The organism is Lysinibacillus sp. HST-98, from assembly GCF_016757845.1.
GTDB lineage: Bacteria > Bacillota > Bacilli > Bacillales_A > Planococcaceae > Lysinibacillus > Lysinibacillus capsici.
Window position 1 is genome coordinate 145,604 of the sequence record NZ_JAENHX010000010.1, and the last position, 20,345, is coordinate 165,948.

General features: G+C 37.3%; 19 protein-coding genes and 1 other RNA gene. 17 read left to right on the forward strand and 3 right to left on the reverse strand.

Translation table 11 applies throughout. The features are described from left to right. Nucleotides 1-87: 87 nt before the first annotated feature. From JIN86_RS19755 to ssrA, 13 genes are all read left to right on the forward strand, one after another. A complete protein-coding gene (locus JIN86_RS19755) occupies nucleotides 88-1,503 on the forward strand; it encodes an FAD-binding oxidoreductase (RefSeq protein ID WP_202342675.1) in 1,416 nt (471 codons plus the stop codon). Continuing rightward, complete coding sequence (locus JIN86_RS19760; RefSeq protein ID WP_237497365.1) at nucleotides 1,490-2,830, forward strand: (Fe-S)-binding protein; 1,341 nt, start codon at nucleotides 1,490-1,492, stop codon at nucleotides 2,828-2,830. The genes JIN86_RS19755 and JIN86_RS19760 overlap by 14 nt, the downstream gene beginning before the upstream one ends. Nucleotides 2,831-2,875: 45 nt before the next feature. After that, nucleotides 2,876-3,976 (forward strand): CdaR family transcriptional regulator, encoded by a 1,101-nt coding sequence (locus tag JIN86_RS19765; protein WP_202342676.1) that lies wholly within the window; start codon nucleotides 2,876-2,878, stop codon nucleotides 3,974-3,976. Between the two features lie 162 nt (nucleotides 3,977-4,138). Next, the gene (locus JIN86_RS19770) at nucleotides 4,139-5,164 is read left to right on the forward strand and encodes a DctP family TRAP transporter solute-binding subunit (RefSeq protein WP_009373225.1); all 1,026 of its coding nucleotides are present in this window, start codon (nucleotides 4,139-4,141) and stop codon (nucleotides 5,162-5,164) included. 11 nt (nucleotides 5,165-5,175) lie between these two features. After that, a complete protein-coding gene (locus tag JIN86_RS19775; RefSeq protein ID WP_112116600.1) occupies nucleotides 5,176-5,673 on the forward strand; it encodes a TRAP transporter small permease in 498 nt (165 codons plus the stop codon). Beyond that, a complete protein-coding gene (locus JIN86_RS19780; protein WP_202342677.1) occupies nucleotides 5,670-6,995 on the forward strand; it encodes a TRAP transporter large permease in 1,326 nt (441 codons plus the stop codon). Before JIN86_RS19775 ends, JIN86_RS19780 begins: the two co-directional genes overlap by 4 nt. Before the next feature lie 14 nt (nucleotides 6,996-7,009). Beyond that, on the forward strand, nucleotides 7,010-7,759 hold the full coding sequence (locus JIN86_RS19785; RefSeq protein WP_009373217.1) for an SDR family NAD(P)-dependent oxidoreductase: 750 nt from the start codon (nucleotides 7,010-7,012) through the stop codon (nucleotides 7,757-7,759). Beyond that, nucleotides 7,752-8,228, forward strand: a complete 477-nt coding sequence (locus JIN86_RS19790; protein WP_009373214.1) for a PCC domain-containing protein — start codon at nucleotides 7,752-7,754, stop codon at nucleotides 8,226-8,228. The genes JIN86_RS19785 and JIN86_RS19790 overlap by 8 nt, the downstream gene beginning before the upstream one ends. Before the next feature lie 11 nt (nucleotides 8,229-8,239). Continuing rightward, entirely contained in the window at nucleotides 8,240-9,721 is a 1,482-nt protein-coding gene (locus JIN86_RS19795; protein WP_202342678.1) for a class I adenylate-forming enzyme family protein, read from the forward strand. After that, a complete protein-coding gene (locus JIN86_RS19800; protein WP_202342679.1) occupies nucleotides 9,718-10,851 on the forward strand; it encodes a thiolase C-terminal domain-containing protein in 1,134 nt (377 codons plus the stop codon). Before JIN86_RS19795 ends, JIN86_RS19800 begins: the two co-directional genes overlap by 4 nt. A gap of 3 nt (nucleotides 10,852-10,854) precedes the next feature. Further along, complete coding sequence (locus JIN86_RS19805; RefSeq protein ID WP_009373207.1) at nucleotides 10,855-11,163, forward strand: Zn-ribbon domain-containing OB-fold protein; 309 nt, start codon at nucleotides 10,855-10,857, stop codon at nucleotides 11,161-11,163. A gap of 209 nt (nucleotides 11,164-11,372) precedes the next feature. Then, complete coding sequence (locus tag JIN86_RS19810; protein ID WP_202342680.1) at nucleotides 11,373-12,296, forward strand: DMT family transporter; 924 nt, start codon at nucleotides 11,373-11,375, stop codon at nucleotides 12,294-12,296. A 194-nt stretch (nucleotides 12,297-12,490) separates the two neighbouring features. Further along, nucleotides 12,491-12,846, forward strand: a transfer-messenger RNA (tmRNA) gene (ssrA, locus tag JIN86_RS19815). Between the two features lie 133 nt (nucleotides 12,847-12,979). Here ssrA and JIN86_RS19820 read toward each other — a convergent pair. Next, the gene (locus JIN86_RS19820; RefSeq protein ID WP_202342681.1) at nucleotides 12,980-14,152 is read right to left on the reverse strand and encodes a site-specific integrase; all 1,173 of its coding nucleotides are present in this window, start codon (nucleotides 14,150-14,152) and stop codon (nucleotides 12,980-12,982) included. A 97-nt stretch (nucleotides 14,153-14,249) separates the two neighbouring features. Continuing rightward, nucleotides 14,250-14,504 carry a helix-turn-helix domain-containing protein gene (locus JIN86_RS19825; RefSeq protein ID WP_202342682.1) on the reverse strand — a complete coding sequence of 85 codons (255 nt, stop codon included), beginning with the start codon at nucleotides 14,502-14,504 and terminating at the stop codon, nucleotides 14,250-14,252. Between the two features lie 306 nt (nucleotides 14,505-14,810). Here JIN86_RS19825 and JIN86_RS19830 point away from each other — a divergent pair, with 306 nt between their 5' ends. The 3 genes from JIN86_RS19830 (at nucleotide 14,811) to JIN86_RS19840 (ending at nucleotide 18,755) form a co-directional block, all read left to right on the forward strand. Then, nucleotides 14,811-14,987 carry a hypothetical protein gene (locus tag JIN86_RS19830; RefSeq protein WP_202342683.1) on the forward strand — a complete coding sequence of 59 codons (177 nt, stop codon included), beginning with the start codon at nucleotides 14,811-14,813 and terminating at the stop codon, nucleotides 14,985-14,987. Between the two features lie 84 nt (nucleotides 14,988-15,071). Continuing rightward, the gene (locus tag JIN86_RS19835) at nucleotides 15,072-15,290 is read left to right on the forward strand and encodes a hypothetical protein (RefSeq protein ID WP_202342684.1); all 219 of its coding nucleotides are present in this window, start codon (nucleotides 15,072-15,074) and stop codon (nucleotides 15,288-15,290) included. Nucleotides 15,291-16,127: 837 nt separating this feature from the next. Beyond that, nucleotides 16,128-18,755 carry a hypothetical protein gene (locus tag JIN86_RS19840; protein ID WP_202342685.1) on the forward strand — a complete coding sequence of 876 codons (2,628 nt, stop codon included), beginning with the start codon at nucleotides 16,128-16,130 and terminating at the stop codon, nucleotides 18,753-18,755. Nucleotides 18,756-19,224: 469 nt separating this feature from the next. On the opposite strand, the gene JIN86_RS19845 is transcribed toward JIN86_RS19840, so the two are convergent. Next, a complete protein-coding gene (locus JIN86_RS19845; protein WP_202342686.1) occupies nucleotides 19,225-19,569 on the reverse strand; it encodes a helix-turn-helix domain-containing protein in 345 nt (114 codons plus the stop codon). A gap of 120 nt (nucleotides 19,570-19,689) precedes the next feature. On the opposite strand from JIN86_RS19845, the gene JIN86_RS19850 reads away from it, so the two are divergent. Beyond that, nucleotides 19,690-20,004 carry a hypothetical protein gene (locus tag JIN86_RS19850; protein WP_202342687.1) on the forward strand — a complete coding sequence of 105 codons (315 nt, stop codon included), beginning with the start codon at nucleotides 19,690-19,692 and terminating at the stop codon, nucleotides 20,002-20,004. The last annotated feature ends 341 nt before the right edge of the window (nucleotides 20,005-20,345 follow it).

Below are 20,345 nucleotides of genomic sequence, written 5' to 3' on the forward strand. Positions count from 1 at the left end.
ACACTTTTTTATCTTACAAGACATATGTTTAGAAAATTCTAACAATTAAAATTGTAGTAATAAATATCTCAATTCGAGGTGAGCATTATGAATAAAACAGTAATCGAAAAAATTACGCATATTGTTGGTGAAAAATACGTAAAAAGCTCAACTGCACAGCTCTTAGCTTATTCCTATGATGCAACAGCAAACTTCCAGCGCTTACCTGATCTTGTTATTTCGCCAGGGAATGCAGAGGAAATTGCGGAGGTTTTAAAAGTATGTAATGAATATAAGATTTCAATTATTCCTCGAGGCTCTGGGACAAACCTTGCAGCAGGAACGGTGCCTTATGAGGGAGGGGTAGTGATTTTATTTAATAGAATGGATCAAATTGTAAATTTTGATAAGGAAAATTTAACGATTACAGTACAGCCAGGTATTATATCCGAGAATCTTTGTATATTTGTTGAATCACATGGTTTATTTTACCCTCCTGATCCAAGCTCAATGAAAATTTCTACAATTGGTGGCAATGTCAGTGAAAACTCAGGTGGCCTGCGGGGGTTAAAATACGGTGTAACAAAGGATTATGTGAAAGGGTTACAAATTGTTTTACCGAACGGAGATATTCTAGAAACAGGTGGCAAACTAGCAAAGGACGTAGCAGGCTATGACCTCACCTCATTATTTGTTGGAGCAGAGGGAACATTAGGTGTAGTAACAGCCATTACCTTAAAGCTTATCCCTTTACCGCAATATAAAATGACGAGCATCGCATACTTTGAATCTTTAGAGGATGCAGCGAGAACAGTCTCTAGTATTATTGCACATAAAATCATTCCAGTAACGCTAGAATTTCTTGATAAAAAAACAATTAGCGCTGTCGAGCAATATATGAAAATAGGTCTCTCAACAGATGTTGAAGCAATGCTCCTACTCGAGCAGGATGGTGAAATGTATCAAGTAGAACAAGATGTCAAAGAAATGGTACGAATTGCGGAAGAAAATGGTGCTTTTTTTACGCAAATTGCAAAAGATGCACAGGAAGCGGAGCAAATTAAAACAGCAAGACGTGTCGCATTATCAGCATTAGCAAAATTAAAACCGACAGTTATTTTAGAGGATGCCACAGTACCTCGATCAGAGCTGGCCAAAATGGTGAAGAGAATTAATGATATTTCCGAAAAGTACAAGGTCAATATTGCCACATTTGGTCATGCAGGCGATGGAAATTTGCATCCTACATGCTTAACAGACCTGCGAGATGAAGATGAGATGCACCGTGTGGAAGCGGCATTTGCGGAAATTTTTGAGGCAGCACTTTCGCTAGGTGGCACGATTACAGGGGAGCACGGTGTAGGTGAAATGAAGGCACCTTATTTAGAATGGAAGATTGGTCCTGTTGGTATTACTGTAATGAAAAACATTAAGCAAGCCTTTGATCCAAACAATATTATGAATCCTGGCAAAGTTTTTGCAAAAGAGACGAAGAAAAGAGTGGTGGTAGATGGTGGCAACTAATGTTCAGCAGCAAATGCAACAATCCTTCGAGACGCATATCGATGAAAATTTATTACTGGACTGTATGAGATGCGGTTTCTGTTTGCCAAGCTGTCCGACATATCTTCATACAGAGCAGGATGAGGCCCAATCACCTCGTGGGCGTATTGCCTTAATGAAGGCGGTGCGTGATGGAATAGTACCCTTTGATGCGTCCATTGAGAAGTCATTTGATTTATGTTTAGGATGTCGTGCTTGTGAGCCAGCATGTCCGGCTGGCGTACAGTATGGTGCTTTGATTGAGCAAACGCGTGAGGCGGTACAAGAAGTGAAGCACGCATCCCTCGTAGAAAAAACAACACGTACAATTGTTTTTAATAATCTTTTCGTCAAACAAAAAAATATGCAACATGCCGTCAGCCTACTGCATCTTTATCAAAAAACAGGCCTACAAAAGGCTGTGCGAAAAATTGGCTTTTTAAATTTATTCCCCAAGCATGTAAAAACAATGGAGGCATCTCTACCACCCATAGCAAGAAAAATACAGCCATTCAAACAGGTGAAACCAGCTACGATGAAGGTGGCCTTTTTTACAGGCTGTTTAATGGATACGCTTTATAAGGAAACAAACGATAAAACAGTATTCTTGCTACAAATGCTTGGTGTGGATGTTATTATTCCAGATAATCAAAGTTGCTGTGGGGCTCTGCATGGACATAGTGGGGAGCTAAAGCGTGGTAAGCAAAACTTAATTCGTAATGTAGAGCTATTTGATTCAGATGATTACACTTATATTGTTAATAATGCTGGTGGCTGTGGAGCTTTCTTGAAGGAGTATGAAAAGCATTTACAGAGTGATGATCAGTATCGTGAAAAGGCAATTCGATTTTCTGAGAAGACAATTGATATTTCAAGCCTGCTTGTCAAAGCTGGTCTGCTTGATTATTTAGCCACCTTGCCACAGCAAGCAAAGCAAACACTTGTAACGTATCAGGATTCCTGTCATTTACGCAATGTCAATAAAGTCTTCAATGAGCCAAGAATGATTTTACAGGCACTACCGAATGTCCTTTTCACAGAACTGCCAAATGCCAACACATGTTGTGGTTCAGCAGGAATATATAATTTATTGCAACCTGCATCAGCTAATGACATTTTAGCTACAAAAATGGCAACGATTAAGGCGCTACAGCCCACAGTTATCGTTACGGCCAATCCTGGTTGCTTGTTACAAATTCAATCTGGTATCCATAAGGAAAAGCTAGAATCAAGCATGTATGCCTCACATATTGTTGATTTTATCTACAAGAGCATAGAAAACTGTAGTAAAATAGCTAAAATATACTAAATTTTCGGCATAATCAGTATATTAATCTTTATGGGGGGTGGCACAATGTTTGATTTGCAAATAATTGGCACAAAAATTGTAAGAGAGCTTGGTGAGTTGATTGATCAAAATGTTGTTGTAATCGATCATAATGGATTTATTATTGCCAGCACAGACATGTCGAGGATGAATCAATTTCATGAAGGTGCTTTAATAGCCATGAAAAACAAAGAAGTCATGCATATGACGAAGGAGCTGTCGATTCAATTGAAGGGTGTGCGTGAGGGTCTTGTCATGCCATTAGTTATTGAAGATACATCAATTGGAGTAATTGGTGTTACTGGCCAACCTGTGGAAATAGAAAAATATGGTAAACTTGTTCAGAAAATCACGCAGTTTTTTGTGGAAGATTTTTTAATGCACCGTAAAAAAGAACGAGAGACTAAAATGTTTGAGCTCTTCCTGCTAGATTTATTAAATGGTCAGGTAAATCAATTGTTGCTAGAGCAACGAGCAGAAATGTTAAATATTGATACAGAGCTCTACAATCGAATTATTATAATTCAATTGAATAGGAGAATCGATGAGAAGGGGGTGGATTATTTGCGTGCAATTCAAATAATCCATCCTCAATTACATATTTTTCAATGGAGCTTTGATAAGCTAGTGTTGCTTGTCCCAAAAATCACGCGTATTCATTTAGAGCAAACACTTCATTCATTTAACCGCAAACTTATAAAGCTATATGATGACGATATATTTATAGGTGTCGGCAACTCACACTCCTTCTTTGAGCTAAATGCATCCTACAATGAAGCAAATATAGCGTTAACGGTTGCTATAGAAAATAGACAAATAGTATTTGAAGAGGATTTGAAATTAGAGTTACTATTGTCCGACCTTGATGAACAAAAGGTTGGCCATTTCATCGGCAGAACAATTGGCTCTTTATTAGAGGAAGAAGAACTAATATACAATCTAGAAATGTGGCTAAAAAGTAAAGGGGGCTTACAGGAAATTGCTGATGCCCTTCATATTCATAAAAATACATTAAAATATCGCTTAAAAAAAATAGAAAAGCTTTTAAAGATTGATATTAATAATAATGAAAATAAATTGGAATTAATGATTGCTATTTTGCTGTTTCGAAAAAGAAAAAGCGTTTAATGAAATACTTAAAATGCTGTTATTTGTATGATTTTTATTTATTAGAGACAAAAATCACTCAATTATCATGTAACTTTTTATCCCCTAGGAATATATATTTAGATTTTTCGGAATTATAAAATAATTATAGAATCTAATATAAAAAGAGTAGGGGGATATTTTATGAGGAAATTTTTAAAAGGGAGAAATCTTCTCTTGGCTATGCTCTTGATCGTATCAGCAATACTAGCTGCCTGTGGTGGTAGCAGTAGCGGGGATGCTGATGATAAAGAAAAGTCATATAAATTAAAAATGTCTGTCACAGTATCTGATTCATCAACATGGTATGAGGCAGCAAAAAAACTGGCAGATGATATGGATAAGGAAACAGATGGTCGCATTAAAATTGAAGTATTTACAAATGAACAATTATCTGGGGGAGATTCGGGTAAGGCTGTTGAAGGCTTAGCAAAGGGTTCAATCGATTTAACATTTAACTCTACGATTATTTATTCGATTTTAGATCAACGTTTTGGTGTGACAAGTGCACCTTTTTTACTTAAGGATCATTCAGAGGTAGATAAAGTGTTTAATGGAGAAGGGGGAGAAAAGCTTAAAGAACTTTTAGCTGAAAAGGGTGTACAAGCTTTAGGCTATGGAGAGAATGGTTTCCGTCAAATAACGAATAGTAAGCGTGAAATTAAGCTACCAGAAGATTTAAAGGGATTAAAGATTCGTATACCTGGTATTACCATGTACACAGATTTATACCGTTCATTAGGAACAGATCCTGCAACAATGACATTCTCAGAAGTGTTTACAGCATTGCAGCAAGGAACGATTGATGGGCAAGAAAATCCTATTGATGTTATTGCTTCGTCAAAGCTTGACGAAGTTCAGGATTACTTAACATTGTGGAACTATTCATATGATCCATTAGTGTTAGGTATGAATAAAAAGCTCTATGATTCTTTAAGTGATGCAGACCGTGAATTATTTGATCGACTAGGTAAAGAGGCAGCTGCATATCAAGTGAAAATTGCACGTGAAAAAGAAGCATCACAAATTGAAGATTTAAAAGCTAAAGGAATGAATGTTTATACGCCAACAGATGCAGAATTGGAAGCGTTTAAAAAAGCTGTTCAGCCTATTTATGATAAATATACGGATATTTGGGGAGAAGATTTATTGAAAGCGTTTACGCCATAAGGGGGAAACATATGAAATTCTTAGACTATTTTGAAGAGATTATATTAAGCGTTACATTTGCAGCGATTACATTTATAACATTTGTAAACATTGTTTCTCGTAATTTAGTCAACTTATCCCTTTCTTTTACAGAAGAAATCACAGTTAATTTGTTAGTATTGCTTACATTTGTTGGTACAGCATTGGGTGTGCGTAGATACGCACACCTTGGTTTTACCTTATTGTTCGATAAAGGGAATAAGCTGACAAAAAAGGCGATTGTCATTATTTCATCAGTAGCAAGTGGCGTATTGTTTGCCGTATTACTTTATTACGGCATTGATATGGTATTGTTCCAAATGGAGATTAATCAAACAACACCGGCATTAGGAATGCCGCAGTGGATTTTATCTTCGGCCTTACCTTTAGGTGCATTACTATGTTTAATTCGTACAGTTCAAGCGATGGTTGAAGAATATAAAGCGGTAAGTAATGAAGGGAATGGAGCGGAAGGAGATGAGCTAGCATGATAGCATTATTACTTTTTGGCTCCTTTATCGTGCTTGTATTTTTAAGGGTGCCGATCGCTGCTTCCTTAGCGGTGGCCTCAATGGTAGTCCTATTTACATCACAAGGGCTATCAGGATTTGAAGCATTAACAGATATTATGTATACGAGCGTGGCAAAGTTTACGCTATTAGCGATTCCATTCTTTATTTTAGCGGGTGTCATTATGGACCATATCGGAATTTCTAAGCGTTTAATCGATTTTGCACAAACATTAGTTGGACATCGTAAAGGTGGCATTGTACTTGTAACGGTATTAGTAGCGATTTTCTTCGCTGCTATTTCAGGGTCTGGTCCAGCCACAGTTGCTGCCATTGGAGGTATTCTCATTCCGGCAATGGTGAAAAACGGCTACCGTAAAGAAACTGCTGGGGGATTAGTGGCGAGTGCGGGTGCGATAGGTATTATTATTCCCCCATCGATTGCCTTCATTATTTTTGCAGTAGTAGCAGGAGATCAAATCCCTATTACAATTAACCGTCTTTTTATGGCAGGGGTTATACCAGGTATTTTAGTAGGAATCGGTTTATTTATTGCTGGAATGTACGTTCGTAAACGGGACATTAAAAAAGGTATTTTTAATGACACTGTGGAAGCAGTTAAGCGAAAAAGTACAGGAAAAGAACGCTGGGATGCATTTATTAAGGCACTTCCTGGATTAATGATTCCTGTCATTATTTTAGGTGGAATCTATGGAGGGTTTTTCACACCAACAGAAGCGGCAGTTATTGCGGTTGTATATGGACTAATTGTAGGATTGTTTATCCATCGAAAAGGCTACATAAAAATGATGTATCGTATTTTTATTGAATCGGCGTTACAAACAGCAGTTGTAATGATTATCGTAAGTGCCGCCTCTGTCTTTGCCTATATTGTCACAACAGAGCAAATTGCCTCAACTATTTCAGATACCGTTTTAGGTTTAACAGATAATAAAATCATTATTTTACTACTAGTAAATATTATTCTATTAATTGCTGGTGCATTTATCGATGCCATTTCTGCGTTTTATATATTTGTCCCGATATTACTTCCAATTATGTTAATGCTCGATGTAGACCCGGCTGTATTTGGCGTGTTTATGACGATTAACTTAGCAATCGGCTTATTTACACCACCTGTTGGCTTGAATTTATATGTTGCTGCCAGTATTTCAAAGGCTAATATCGTTCAAATTTCAAAAGGGGTGGTCCCGTTTATTGTTGCTTCGGTTATCGTTTTATTACTTGTAACCTATATACCTTCTCTATCAACATTTTTACCAGATTTATTAAATATTAAATAGCAAAGGGGAACACCATGATGACATTAAAAGATGATGTAGCGATTGTTACAGGAGCGGCAAGTGGGATTGGACAAGCCGTTGCGGTCCAGCTTTCAAAGCAAGGGGTACATGTTGTTTTAGTTGACTTAAATTCCTGTGAGAAAACAATTGAAAAACTAGCACATGATAGCTATTTAGAATGCTTAGGAGATATTCGTGATGCAGAGTTTGTGAAAGCAACAGTCAATCGCACAGTTGAAAAGTATGGAGAGATTCATATCTTGGTGAACAATGCTGGGACATGTAGCCGAAAAAATATTGAAACAATGACTTTTGAGGAATGGTCGCGTGATCTTGATACGAACTTAAAAGCAACGTTTATGTTTACCCAGGCATGTGTTTACCCACATATGAAGGATGCACAATATGGTCGGATTATTAATATTAGCTCAGTTTCAGGTTTAAACGGCGGTGTTACCTCTGGCGAAGATGGTACAGGTCGCTCAGGTCCAGCTTATGCTGCATCAAAAGGAGGGGTTATTGCCCTTACGAAATGGGTAGCAAAAGAGCTTGGCCCACTTAATATTACTTGTAACTCTGTGGCACCAGGCGCAACCTTAACAGGTATTACAACAGGGGTTCCATACAATTTAGATCAGCAGGTTATTAAGCGTATCGGCACACCTGATGATATTGCAAGTGCTGTCTTATACTTTGCATCGAGGGAGGCTAGCTATGCAACTGCTCAGGTGTTAAAGGTAGATGGAGGGATTAGTATTGGATAATTCTCGTTGGCAAGCTTTGTATGACCGACCTACGGATAGAATTATCGGAAGATTGAAAGCAGGAACGGATTTATTTACAGGGATAAAAGAGGTTTGCAATCACTTTGGGGTAAAGGGAGGGCAATTTCAATGCATGGGATCCCTAAAGCAGGCTACCTATGTCCAAGTTCAAAGAGGTGAAAAGCAAGGGACCATTGTTTATTCACCAAAACGGCAAACTACCTCTCCGGTCGAACTTATTTCTGGTTTAGGGTTTATTGGGATAGATATGGAGACGAATGATTTAGATATTCATTTCCATGGATCTTTTGTCGATTGTGATCAACATTTTACTGGTGGTCATTTTCTTGAAGGAGAAAATGAAATCGCTATCACAGTCGAATTCATCCTCTATCCATTAAGAGAGGCGATACCGAAAAGACGGAAGGATCAACAATTTGGGGTTCTAATTTTTCATTTTGATGAATAGGGGGAAGATAAATGAGTACAATTGGCCAATTAGCACTGAAATCGGCTCGAGCGTATCCAGATAAAATAGCAGTTAAATTCAAAGATCGTGCGATTTCCTATGCCGATTTGATGGAACGGGCCTATGCTCTAACAGCTTATTTTAAAAGCCTGAACTTACAAAAAGGAGAGCGCGTAGGTATTTTAATGTCAAATCGATTAGAGCATATAGAGCTTGATGTAGCTGTTTCTTTATATGGTCTTATTAAAGTCCCACTTAATTACCGCTTGCATCCGAAAGAACATGAGTATCAGGTGAAGGATTCAGGTATGAGTTTGATGATTGGTGAAAAATCATTAATTGATCCGCTACAAATTGACTTTCCAATTCTTTATTGTGGAGAACCGTATGAGCTAGTAGTGAAACAGTTTAAAGGGCAGTCCCATGAAAATGAAGTGGAAGAAAATGATACGATGGCCATTATGTATACTTCAGGGACGACAGGTAATCCGAAAGGCGTTATGCTATCACATCGCAATATGGTTAGTGGAGCCCTATCCTTAGCAATAGCGTGTGAAGTTGACTATACGGATATGCTCGGTCACGTCGCACCACTGACACACGGGGCAAACTTTTTAAGTCATGTGGCATGGCTCTATGGCTTAACACAAGTTATTTACGATAAATTTGAGCCAGAGCAATTTGTTCATTTATTAGAGCAGGACCGTATTTCAATCATTTTCCTAGTCCCAACGATGGTCAACCTTATGATTCAGCACGATCAGTTCAACCCACAGAAGCTTCGTACCATTAAATCGATTAATATGGCAGGCTCACCGATCGCTGCCGCTAAGTTGCAAGAGGCACTAGATAAAGTAGGAACAAAATTTGTAGAAACCTATGGTCAAGTAGAGGGACCGATGTGCATTTCGATGATGCCACGCGAGGATTTACCATCTCGCCTTGATTCATGTGGTAGAGTTGGACCATTTGTTGATGTGAAAATCGTGGATGCTGAGGGCAATGAATGTCCAGTAGGAGAAATAGGCGAAATTACGGCAAAGGGCCCGCTTATTATGCAAGGCTATTGGAATAACGAAAAGGCGACTGCCGAAACATTGCGTGATGGCTGGCTTCATACAGGTGATTTAGGCAAGCTAGATGCGCATGGCTACCTATCGATCGTGGACCGTAAAAAGGAGGTCATTATTTCAGGTGGTGTAAATATCTATCCGCGAGAAGTAGAGGAAGTGTTGAACAAGCATGAATTCGTCAAGGAAACATGTGTAATTGGTATTCCAGATGACAAATGGGGCGAATCCATTGTCGCCTATGTCGTGCCAAACGGCCGTGGGGAAATTGAGAAGGATGCCTTAATCGAGCTTTGTCAGCAACATTTAGCGAGCTTTAAAAAGCCAAAAGAAATTTTCTTAGTAGAAGCCCTACCAAAAAGCTCCTATGGGAAGATTTTAAAACGTGAGCTAGTAAAACAGCATATGGAGGTGACACAATGACGGTATATGTTCATAGTGTAAGCATGACGAAGTTCGGTAACAATGAAAATGCTTCATTAAAGGATTTAATGCTCACTGCTAGTAAAGAGGCGCTAGATGAGGCAAGAGACTTAAAAATCGATGCGGTTTTTGTTGGCAACTATATGGGAGGTAGCTTAGCCAATCAAGAAATTCTAGGTGCGATCGTAGCAAATGACCTAGGGCTCGGACCCATTCCTACAGCCAAATTAGAAGGTGCCTGTGCATCAGGTGGTATTGCATTACGACAAGGCATTTTAGGTATATTAAGTGGCGAATATGAAAGCGTTTTAGTTGTCGGTGTAGAAAAAATGAAGCATGCCCCAACCGCCACGGTGACGCAATTTATTAACTCTGCAATGGATCAGACGACAAACGAACGTTATGCGGGTCTAACTTTCCCAGGATTTTTTGGCGTAGTCGCAAACCGCTACTTCCATGAGACAGGTGCAAATAAATCCCATTTAGCAAAATTAGCGTTGAAAAACCGTGAAAATGCATTACAAAATCCATTAGCCCAATTCCAAAAACCAGCAACACTCGAAGAAATAATGAATGCACGTATGATTACAGATCCACTTGGTTTATTCGATTGTTCACCTATTACAGATGGAGCAGCAGCAGTTGTGTTATCTCGTAAGCCATCGGATATTAAAATAGTAGCATCTGCACAGGCTTCAGGACCGACAATGATGCAGGATGCCATTGATTTACTATCATTACCAGCGATTCGCATTTCAGGTCAGCAAGCCTATGAAAAAGCAGGGATTGGTCCTGAGGATATTGATGTTGTGGAAATTCACGATTGCTTCTCCATGACAGAAATGCTAGCCATTGAAGAGCTTGGTTTTTTCCCGAAATTAGAAGGCTGGCTAGCTATTGAGCAAGGAAAAACGCGCGTGAACGGAGAAAAGCCTGTCAATACAAGCGGAGGTCTATTATCGAGAGGACATCCTATTGGCGCAACAGGTGTGGCGCAGTTTTACCAATTAGTACTCCAATTACGTGGACACGCACCAAACCAGCTAGAAAAACGACCGCGGTTAGCACTTGCACAAAATTTAGGTGGTACTGGTTCTTATTCGGTTGTCCACATATTAGAAAGGGTGTAGCAGATGAAGATTTATGAATGCTGTGGTGTAGAGTCAGTAACGAAAAAAGTGTATTGCAGCACCTGCCGCCAAGAAATTAAAAACGAACGAGAAGTCCCAGATGAGGGAACCGTGTACAGCTTTACGGTCATTCATATTGCACCAGCAGAATATGCCCATTTGGCACCGTATACTGTGGCACTAGTACAGCTAAAGGATTCAACAGCCAAGCTAACAGTGCGCATTCAAGAAAATGTCCAAATCGGTGACCTCGTACAGCTTGATGAAATGAAAGATGGAACATACATTTATCAAAAGGTGAGAACTGCTTAAGGATGAGTATGAAGTATGGTAGGCTGTTTGGAAGGCGATGTCTTTCCTGGCGGCCTACTTTCTTATGAATAGTCTACTAGACTTATTATAAATGCTCCTTTTATTGAGGCAAATTTCAATTTGGGTCCTGCTGCAGGTGTTAGCCTGTTGTCTCATAGAACATAGAGAGGCTTCTTATCTTGCGATCGAATAAAACAGGAGGTGATGACTTGGCAAATGCAAAGGTTTATTCCATTTTAGTTTTCGTTATGTTTCTTTGGGGCATGAACGTTACATGGCTAAAAGTGATTGTTTCCAATGGCGATCCATTAACGATACAAACGGCGCGTATTTTTCTTGCAGCTATTACGATTTTTATTATTTTAAAGCTAACGAAGCAGCCGCTTTATAGAAAGGGGATGCCATTTAAGTACATATTCATTGGTTGTTTTTTCGGCGTCATTTGTCACCATGTCTTTTTAGCATATGGCATCGTTCAAACAACAGCCATGAAAACAGCCATTATTAGTGGTCTCAGCCCACTTTTCACGGCTCTCATTGCCGTACTATTTAAAGACACGGTTATGACAAAATCTAAATTAATTGGCTTTGCACTGGGTGGAGTTGGCGTGCTATTCGCAGTGGTAGACGACATTACTGAGCTGACCAACCTACAGCTAGGTGATTTTCTCGTCTTTATGTCATTCTTTTTGCAGGCCTTTAGCTTTATTGCCATTCGCCGAGCCACGGAAGTCATCTCTCCCATGCTGATGACAGGCTGGATGCTTCTCATAGGCTCATCACTCTTATTAATTTTCACATTCGCTACAAGCCTTCGAAGCTACGGGGCTTTTGTATCCTTCAGCCCGTTCATATGGCTCGTATTTTTCATGTCCGCCATTTTAGCCACTTCGATCGGACATACACTATATAACTTATGTATAAAACACATTGGTGCAGCGGAATCCGCTATTTTTGTGAATTTTAATACCATATTCGCACTCATTGGAGCAGCCTTATTTTTACATGAAATCATTACACTGCAACAATTTATCGGCAGTTTAATTATTATTTCAGGCGTTATAATCGGCACAAGCAATTTAGAGGAAAGACTTCTTCAAAGGAAAAAAAATCGCGATAAACTAGAATGTTAGAAAAGTAGAGATGCTCAACTTTTCCTAGGCTTCTATAAGAACGCTGATCCAACTTATAAAATGTCTCTACTTGATGTTTTAAGCTATTTATTTTATAATAGTAACACATGCCAGTGAGCATCTACTCATACGATGTTCATTTACAACCTGCCTTGTGCAGCGTTGTCCGAACGGTTTATAACCGGATTATATCCGGGGACGTTACGGATTCGACAGGGATGGTTCAAGCTTTGGTCGCGCGTCGGAGGGCTCGGCTCCGTCATCAACGACAGTTATATAATAACTGGCAAACAACAAAACTTAGCTTTCGCAGCGTAAGCTCGTAAGCGCTCTGCCTCTCTATCGCCCATGTAGAGAACGTGGGGCCCAACTTTAGTGGGATACGGTCGATGGTGCCACCTGAGTCATCGGCAAGAGATTTCCAGGTTAGCGTACAGGACGCCTGTTTGTCGGCATAATGTTACGTGAATCGTAAATAGGCAAACTACACGCGTAGAAGCTGAAGTATTGGAGTTTCTGGACGCGGGTTCGACTCCCGCCGTCTCCATAATACGATTTCATTGGATTTCAATGAACGTCAAAACCCTTGTATATCAAGGGTTTTTTATTTTGTCTATGTCATATAGTTTCATTGAGTATCAAACGAACGTAGTCAAAAACGTAGTCAAAGCGTAGTCGCTCAACTACATTTCAATGTAGCTGGCGAACTTCTGTATAGCTTCTTCTTTTGCTTTCTTCGTAACGTGTGCATAGATGTTCATTGTCGTTTGAACGTCACTATGCCCTAAACGATCCTGAACTTCCTTTATACTAGCACCCGCTTCAAATAACAATGAACAATGTGTATGTCGTAAACCATGCGTCGTAATAGCACCTAGATTGTACTTCTGTTGTACATGTAATATCCACTTACGAGTTTTCGTTGGCTGTAAATATTCATTTTGTTCATTACTAAACACAAGCTGCTTAGGTTGCATTGTATTGAAGCCTAGTATTAAATAATCCTGCTTCTGCTTTTTCTTCCACTCTTTTAATATTGCCATTGTTTTATCGTCCATTTTAATAGTACGAGCAACACCTGTTTTTGTAGATTTTACATATAGCTGATTTTCTTTTCCTCTTGAAATGGCCTTATTAATGCGTAGCTCGTTTGTTGTGAAGTTTAAGTCATTCCACGTCAGTGCCAATGCTTCACCTTTACGCATACCGCTAAACGCTAGTAAACGGAATAGGGCAAATGCTTTGTAGTTACTCTCTTGTTCTAAGCATGTAAGGAATTGAACAAGCTGCTCACGTGTGTAGAAGTTTTCATCTTCATCATCATTGGTAACGCTAGTTTTCTTGGTTAGATTAGTAGGCATTTCTACAAGTGCAAAAGGGTTAGTTTGAATGAATCCACGCTTCATAGCAAAATCTAATACTTTAGCGGCGTATGATTTAACTATACGGAACTTCTTCAATTTTCCCGCCCACTTATTGATATGCTTTTGACATATGTCCACCGTAATCTTTTCAATTTTGTAATTCCCCATGACAGGCAAAATGTGATTTTTAAAAATGCCAGTTGTTTTCACGAATGTACTTTCCTCAACCGTATTTTCATACTGAACAACCCACAAATCGTAAACCTCTTGATATGTTTCAGCACGCTCTTTTTTGTACGTACCATTTGCTACATCAAGCTTTAAACGTGCAAGTGCTAATTCAGCTTCTTTACGTGTTTTAAAGCCACGTTTCATTGTGCGCTTCTGTTTCCCCGTTAATGGATCAATCCCTAAATAGGCTGGGAACTCATATCGTGTTTCACCGTTTTTCAGCTTATAGCTTTTGATGGGTGATACTTTCTTTTTCGTCATAGTATTTCCTCCTGAATCAGTTGCGGGGGCAAATGATTAAAAAGAGGATTTACCTCATGATTATTATAACGAATCACAAGATAAATCCCACTATTAATTAAAAGCTATGTTCTTGAAAGAAGCGGTCAATTTCTTTACGTGATATACGCTTAATCCCTTCAATCTCACATACTTGTAAGCCGTACTGACGATACTTTAATAGCGTGTTATACGATACACCAGCGTATTTAGCTCCTTCCTTTAATGAAAGCCACCCACTATCAACAAATTCATGCTGTGCGGCTTGTAATGCCTTTTGTACGGCTTTTATAACTATTTCTTCAATCTCAGTAGTTGTTAAAATTACATTCATTTTTTACATACTCCTCTTTCATTTAATCCCCGCAATTTAATTGCTGTTATAGATTTATACGAGGCGAAAAGGGCATTGTTAATTACAATTTGATGCTTGTTTTTAAATCATAGTCTATAAGAATATCCCCTTTTTTTACTTTTAACTAAGTAAGCTTTTAAAAATAGAGGATAGAATATGTTAAAATTATCTAAACGACACACACTTGAAATTAGACAAGAAGTGCTCGTGTATTTCAACCTATATAAAAGAGTATTTTCGATGAAAGATATAAAGACAGTATTTACTATCTAGGAGGTTTTTAATTTGCATACTCACGGTGAAGTACAAAATGAAACAGTACGTGAATGTATCGTAATGAATTCAGATTACGACAAATCAGCAAAAGTTATCGAGTTTTCAAGAATAGAAAACTATGTTGTAAAAAAGTTTACTGCGCTAAATGTGAAGAATGGCAAGAAACAGATAGCCGATATTTTATAACTGATATATTCTGCCTACTTGTTGTACAAATTGGGTTAACACGCCACTTAAATCAAAAAGCACTTAATAGGAGGAGGGGTTATAATGGCTATGCATGGTGAAGTCCGTAATACTTATGAACGTGAGTATCTCGTGAAGAATGAAACGCCTGAGAAAACAGCAAAGGTGATTGAACTATCAAGATTAGAAACATACATAGTGAAGGAAGTTTATTGTGGTAAATGTGAAGATTGGATGGAAACAGATAGTCGTGACATCATAACTGATTATCTATGTCCTAATTGCTGTACTAATTGGGAATGATATTACCCCCCACTTTAAATCAAAAAGCACTCAAAATGATAATACATATGCACGCCATTATAAAATGACAACAGCTCAAAGCAGTTACTAGAACATTTGTATGTTTTAGTAACTGCTTTTAGTTTTGTGCTGAAATAGATGAAATGAAAAAACTTTTAAAAATGATTTAACTCTGCTAAACAGTCCTCGTATAAGTTTATGTGAGCGGTTTAGACAGTTTTATTAGTTAGTAACTCTATAAGTAATTTAACTTTGCTAAATGGTTCTCGTATAAGTCATATGTGAGCGAATATAAGAACTTTATATAGTGAATTTACAAAACGATTTAACTATGTAATGTAGCTTGCGTATAAGGAAATGAAGGAGATGAAGCAACATGAAAATTTACAACTAGAAAGTATCATTCAAATACGCTGTAATCTTCATTTAAATTATGTTTGATAAAAACTTTAAAAATAATTTAACTCTGCTAAATAGACCTCGTATAAGTCATTAACGGAGGTGAAGCAGCATGGAAGTTTACAACTAGAAAAGTATTATCGACTAAATGAGCGTAACCTTTCAATGGAAATGAGTTGTTACAGCTTGTCAAATCAAATTCAATCACTGAACGAATAAAAAGTAACGTTTTAATAGGAATCTTCTAAATACCCCCCGGTGCCTACTAAATCAAGTATTAGAGTGGGATTTGGCGGGAGCTATGTGATACCTATGAGAAAATATTCGTGAAAAGTGGTGCGAATTTGAAAATAATATTTAACTTTGCTAAACGCCTTGCGTATATGGCAAATAAGGGTGAATAACCCTATAAAAACTTTTATGAGGAGAATTAACATTATGGACATTAAACAAAAAAACTTACTAAAAGATTGGTTTAGCCAATCAGAAGGGTATGTCGAGTTTCGATTAATTAGAGGGGAAGATGTAGAGCAGCGTTTTATTGCTGTAGAAGATGTAAATGATAAGTTACTTGAAGGCTTAATTGTAAAAGGCAAAGAAGAGAAGTTCCACGTTTATTTCGGTGTAACAACACGTAAAACGAAATCTGGTAAAGAAGCGGACGTTTTACATGTACCAGGCTTATGGTTAGATATCGATCCAAAGCACGCAACATATGAAGAGGCGATGCAAATAGTAGATTCACTACCTACACCGCCTACTGCTAAGGTTTCCAGTGGAAATGGTATCCATGCATATTTTAAATTTAATGAACCATTTGAAGTAGTAGATGATAATGCCTTCAAGTTCATTAAAGAGCTTAGTTTAAAGCTGCATACATTTGCTAAAGCAGATAATACAGCAGATTTAGCACGTTTGTTACGAGTGCCAAATAGTTTAAATGTGAAAAACTTAATGGACGTTAAGCTTTGTTCACTAGTGGAATATACAGGTGCTACTTATAGTTTAGACAGTTTTTCGTATTTAGATGATGTGGAAATTCAAGAAGTAAGTAAATTAGTAGAAGCGATTGAAATAAATAGAGTCACACCGATTAGCATTGATGATTTGAAGGGCTCGTATTACCTAAAAGATTTAATAGTAAAAGGTCCACAGCCTGATGAGGATCGTTCAAAGAAAATCTTCCATGTGGTAATCGAGTTACTAGAGGCTAAGCATACACCTGATGAAATTGCATTTGTATTGTTAAATGACGAATGGGCAATTGGCGAGAAAATTAGTGACCGTCCTAAAGCTGCTCAATTAAAGTACATTGAAGGGGTTATTAAAAGTGCAACGAAAGCTTTAAAAGACGGACGGCACAAAGAGGACGTAGAGAAGCTACTTGATAGCGTTGATTCAAACGAATGTTCCATCTACGAACATGATAAATGTTACTATGAAAAGCAAAGCCGATTATCCAACTTCATTTTTGTACCAGTGGAAAGAGTACATGCAAATAAAGATGAGTATTTGAAAGGTCATATAGCTTTAAGTAATGGCGAAACATTAAATAATACTATATTAACAGCTAGAGCGTTTATTAGTAAGAAAAGCTTTATTGAGGAAATCAACAGCACTAAAACTAGCTGGCTCGGTGGAGACAAGCATTTACAGTATTTAAAAGAGTTATTTATGACCAAAGAAATTGTAGACAGATATGCAGTTAGTAAAATTGGTATCTATAAGAATCTTTTTATTACACCTAATCAAGTTATTGACAGTAATGGAATTGTTGAAAATAGTAAGTATCTTTATATGCCAAAAATTATGGATGGTGAGATGGATTTTGATTTATCAATGGATATGCTTTCGTTTGATGATTGGAAGGACCTTGCTAAAGAAGTATTACCGTTACTAGTACAAGTTAATGAAGAAGCGGTTATTAATACAATCATTGGATGGCACTTTATTACACCTGTATCTGCTTTATTACGCAAATATACAGAGAATGCTTTTCCACAATTAATGGTATGGGGGACACAAAGTGCAGGTAAAACGAGTACAGCGCAGCTTTTTGGTAAATTATTTGGTAATCCAGAAGTACGTTCTTGTACCCGTCCAATCTTCTCAGTTACAAGGGAGGTGGACTTGTTAAATGGGATTCCTCTTTACTTGGATGAATTTAGACCATATAATATGTCGGCCTCGAACTGGAAAAGTTTAAAGAATTTAGGTTTAAATGCATATAAAGGTACAATGGATGGCCGGGGTAAGAATTCCCAAGGCACAATTAAATATGGCACTTCGGCACCAATCGTATGGTTGGGGGAAACGAGCTTTGAAGAGTCTAATATGTTAGAACGATTAATTATTGCTCAACTTACACCTAATACATTAAGGAAAAATGAAAGCTATAAAAAGGCATATAAAAAGCTTAACTCTTTGAAATTGTCTGGCTTTATGCTTGGTTATGTACAGTGGTTACTAAATAAGATTGAACGTGAAGATATTTTACTAGGTACGTTATATGAGCATTATAAAGAAATGCTTGATTGTAAATATGATTTACATGAACGTCCATTAGCAAATCTAGCTATGGTATTAGTTGGAGTACATTTGTTTAATGAATTGGCTAATGAGTTGCAAATTGATTGTACTATTGATCAATATGGTGTGATTGAAGAACAAGTGAAGCATTTTAGTGGTAACAAGATTCATAATGCCTTACAAAATTTATTCAAGCATACAGCAGCGATTGTACAAAGGAATAATAACGAGTTTAAGAAAGGAACGCATTATGAATATAATGCTGCACAAAATAAGCTAACTATTGCTAGAGAAATGTGGCTCCCAGCAGTAAGAAAATTCATGAAGGAACATGATTATGTAGATGAACGCTTTTCTGATAAGCAAATTGAAAATTTATTAAAAGAAAATCAGTCACAATCAGGCTTTGTATTGCATACATCGTCTCCAAGAACTATTGGAGGGAAATCCAATCGAAGCTATGTTATTGATACACAAAGACTAGAGGAAGAATTAGATATTCAGAAGGAGGTTTGGGAAGTACGTTTACATTTCTAGAAACACATAATAAGAATAGAAAAGGCTGTAGTTCACAATAGATGTGGCTACAGCTTTTTCGTTATTACTACACAAGAAATAGGAGCTGAAATTACATTCGTATCAGGGTGTTTATAGTACCAACTACAATAACTACAATATATAGATATATGTAATATGAATAGTTATACACAAAGATTTTATTACTGTACATACTTTAAGATAATAAGTAGTAATTGTAGTTCTATTTCATATTTATTACCGTAGAAATCCAATAGAAATCTACGGTAAGTTCGTATAAATCTACTTAAGTTACCGTAGAAATCTACGATAACTTAAGTAACTTATACGTCAGATCCAATAGAAATGTATTTTATTGACTTAGTGTTTTTCTCTAGATAGCAAAAAATGCAGAGGTGTGGTGCGTTTTCAAAAGTTGTAGATGCACCAATACGCAATAAATTGCTCTCATAAAGTTATTACGCAACAGTTACTCATTATCTTTCCAAGCGATTAAAGACTCAATAAACATTAAAACAGCTTTTTGATCTTTCTTAGAACGACTTTCTAACAGATGTACAATTTTCTCCAACTCAAAGCTAAGCATTTTTGGATGGGTTTCTTCTTTATCATCAAATAGCTCTTCTAAGGTAATTTCTAACGCAGTACATACTTTTGCAACGCTCTCAATTGTAGCGTTCTTTTCTCCACGTTCAAGTTGTCCAATATATGTGTTATGCAAGGAAGCACGATATGCTAGTTCTTCTTGGCTTAATCCACGTTCTTTACGTAAGAAGCGGATTCTCTCCCCAACCACTTTTGTTAAATCCGTCATGTAATCACCTCATCATTAGGATTGACGAGAAATGATTCAATAACCATATACTATAGATATTGTTTTTGAGTGGAGGTAGTATTAGTACAGCCAGAAAAATATTTGAGGAGTGATAGAATAATGGATCACGAACAATTTGATGCTTGGACAATATGGGAACATGAACAAACGCTAGAAAATTTACAACAAAGTTATAAATGTAAAGAATTTAGAAAAGATTTGAAGCGAGGGTGGGGCTTTAAGTGTAGCAATTGTGATGAAAAGGTATCTAGTAAGACTCATCATGAATACTGGGGTTTTACAATATCGTTTTCACAGCAACCTGTACCGGATTTATACCGCTTCTGTTCAAAAGAATGTGGGGATGTTATTTATAATGGTTTATATCAAAAGCACTTAAAAGCAATAGAATTAATTAAACAAAAGTATCGTTAATTTCGTTTTTAATTTTGTCAAAAGGGATATATTGCTAGGAGAATTAGTGAAATAGAAATGTCATTTGGTAATTAGTCCCATTAAATAGGGTAATTTATACGTTGCGTATGTTATGATAGATGAAATTGCTTTTATAATAAATTTATTTTAAAGAAGCTGATTTCATTGAAAGTGAGTTTTAGGAGGATAAACTTCTATAACAATTATTGTTATATCAGACTGTAGACAAACTCAATGAATTTTGAGTTTGCCTACAGTCTTTTTTCTTTTACAATAAAATAAAGTAAAGCCGTTGATTTCCACTACGGGCGGACGCTTTCCGCGGGCGGGGTCGAGCTGCT

Bases quoted from the DNA above. Each gene is read 5' to 3' on its own strand.
- JIN86_RS19755 (WP_202342675.1), top strand. From the start codon at position 88: ATGAATAAAACAGTAATCGAAAAAATTACGCATATTGTTGGTGAAAAA.
- JIN86_RS19760 (WP_237497365.1), top strand. From the start codon at position 1,490: ATGGTGGCAACTAATGTTCAGCAGCAAATGCAACAATCCTTCGAGACG.
- JIN86_RS19765 (WP_202342676.1), top strand. From the start codon at position 2,876: ATGTTTGATTTGCAAATAATTGGCACAAAAATTGTAAGAGAGCTTGGT.
- JIN86_RS19770 (WP_009373225.1), top strand. From the start codon at position 4,139: ATGAGGAAATTTTTAAAAGGGAGAAATCTTCTCTTGGCTATGCTCTTG.
- JIN86_RS19775 (WP_112116600.1), top strand. From the start codon at position 5,176: ATGAAATTCTTAGACTATTTTGAAGAGATTATATTAAGCGTTACATTT.
- JIN86_RS19780 (WP_202342677.1), top strand. From the start codon at position 5,670: ATGATAGCATTATTACTTTTTGGCTCCTTTATCGTGCTTGTATTTTTA.
- JIN86_RS19785 (WP_009373217.1), top strand. From the start codon at position 7,010: ATGATGACATTAAAAGATGATGTAGCGATTGTTACAGGAGCGGCAAGT.
- JIN86_RS19795 (WP_202342678.1), top strand. From the start codon at position 8,240: ATGAGTACAATTGGCCAATTAGCACTGAAATCGGCTCGAGCGTATCCA.
- JIN86_RS19800 (WP_202342679.1), top strand. From the start codon at position 9,718: ATGACGGTATATGTTCATAGTGTAAGCATGACGAAGTTCGGTAACAAT.
- JIN86_RS19805 (WP_009373207.1), top strand. From the start codon at position 10,855: ATGAAGATTTATGAATGCTGTGGTGTAGAGTCAGTAACGAAAAAAGTG.
- JIN86_RS19820 (WP_202342681.1), bottom strand. From the start codon at position 14,152: ATGACGAAAAAGAAAGTATCACCCATCAAAAGCTATAAGCTGAAAAAC.
- JIN86_RS19825 (WP_202342682.1), bottom strand. From the start codon at position 14,504: ATGAATGTAATTTTAACAACTACTGAGATTGAAGAAATAGTTATAAAA.
- JIN86_RS19835 (WP_202342684.1), top strand. From the start codon at position 15,072: ATGGCTATGCATGGTGAAGTCCGTAATACTTATGAACGTGAGTATCTC.
- JIN86_RS19840 (WP_202342685.1), top strand. From the start codon at position 16,128: ATGGACATTAAACAAAAAAACTTACTAAAAGATTGGTTTAGCCAATCA.
- JIN86_RS19845 (WP_202342686.1), bottom strand. From the start codon at position 19,569: ATGACGGATTTAACAAAAGTGGTTGGGGAGAGAATCCGCTTCTTACGT.
- JIN86_RS19850 (WP_202342687.1), top strand. From the start codon at position 19,690: ATGGATCACGAACAATTTGATGCTTGGACAATATGGGAACATGAACAA.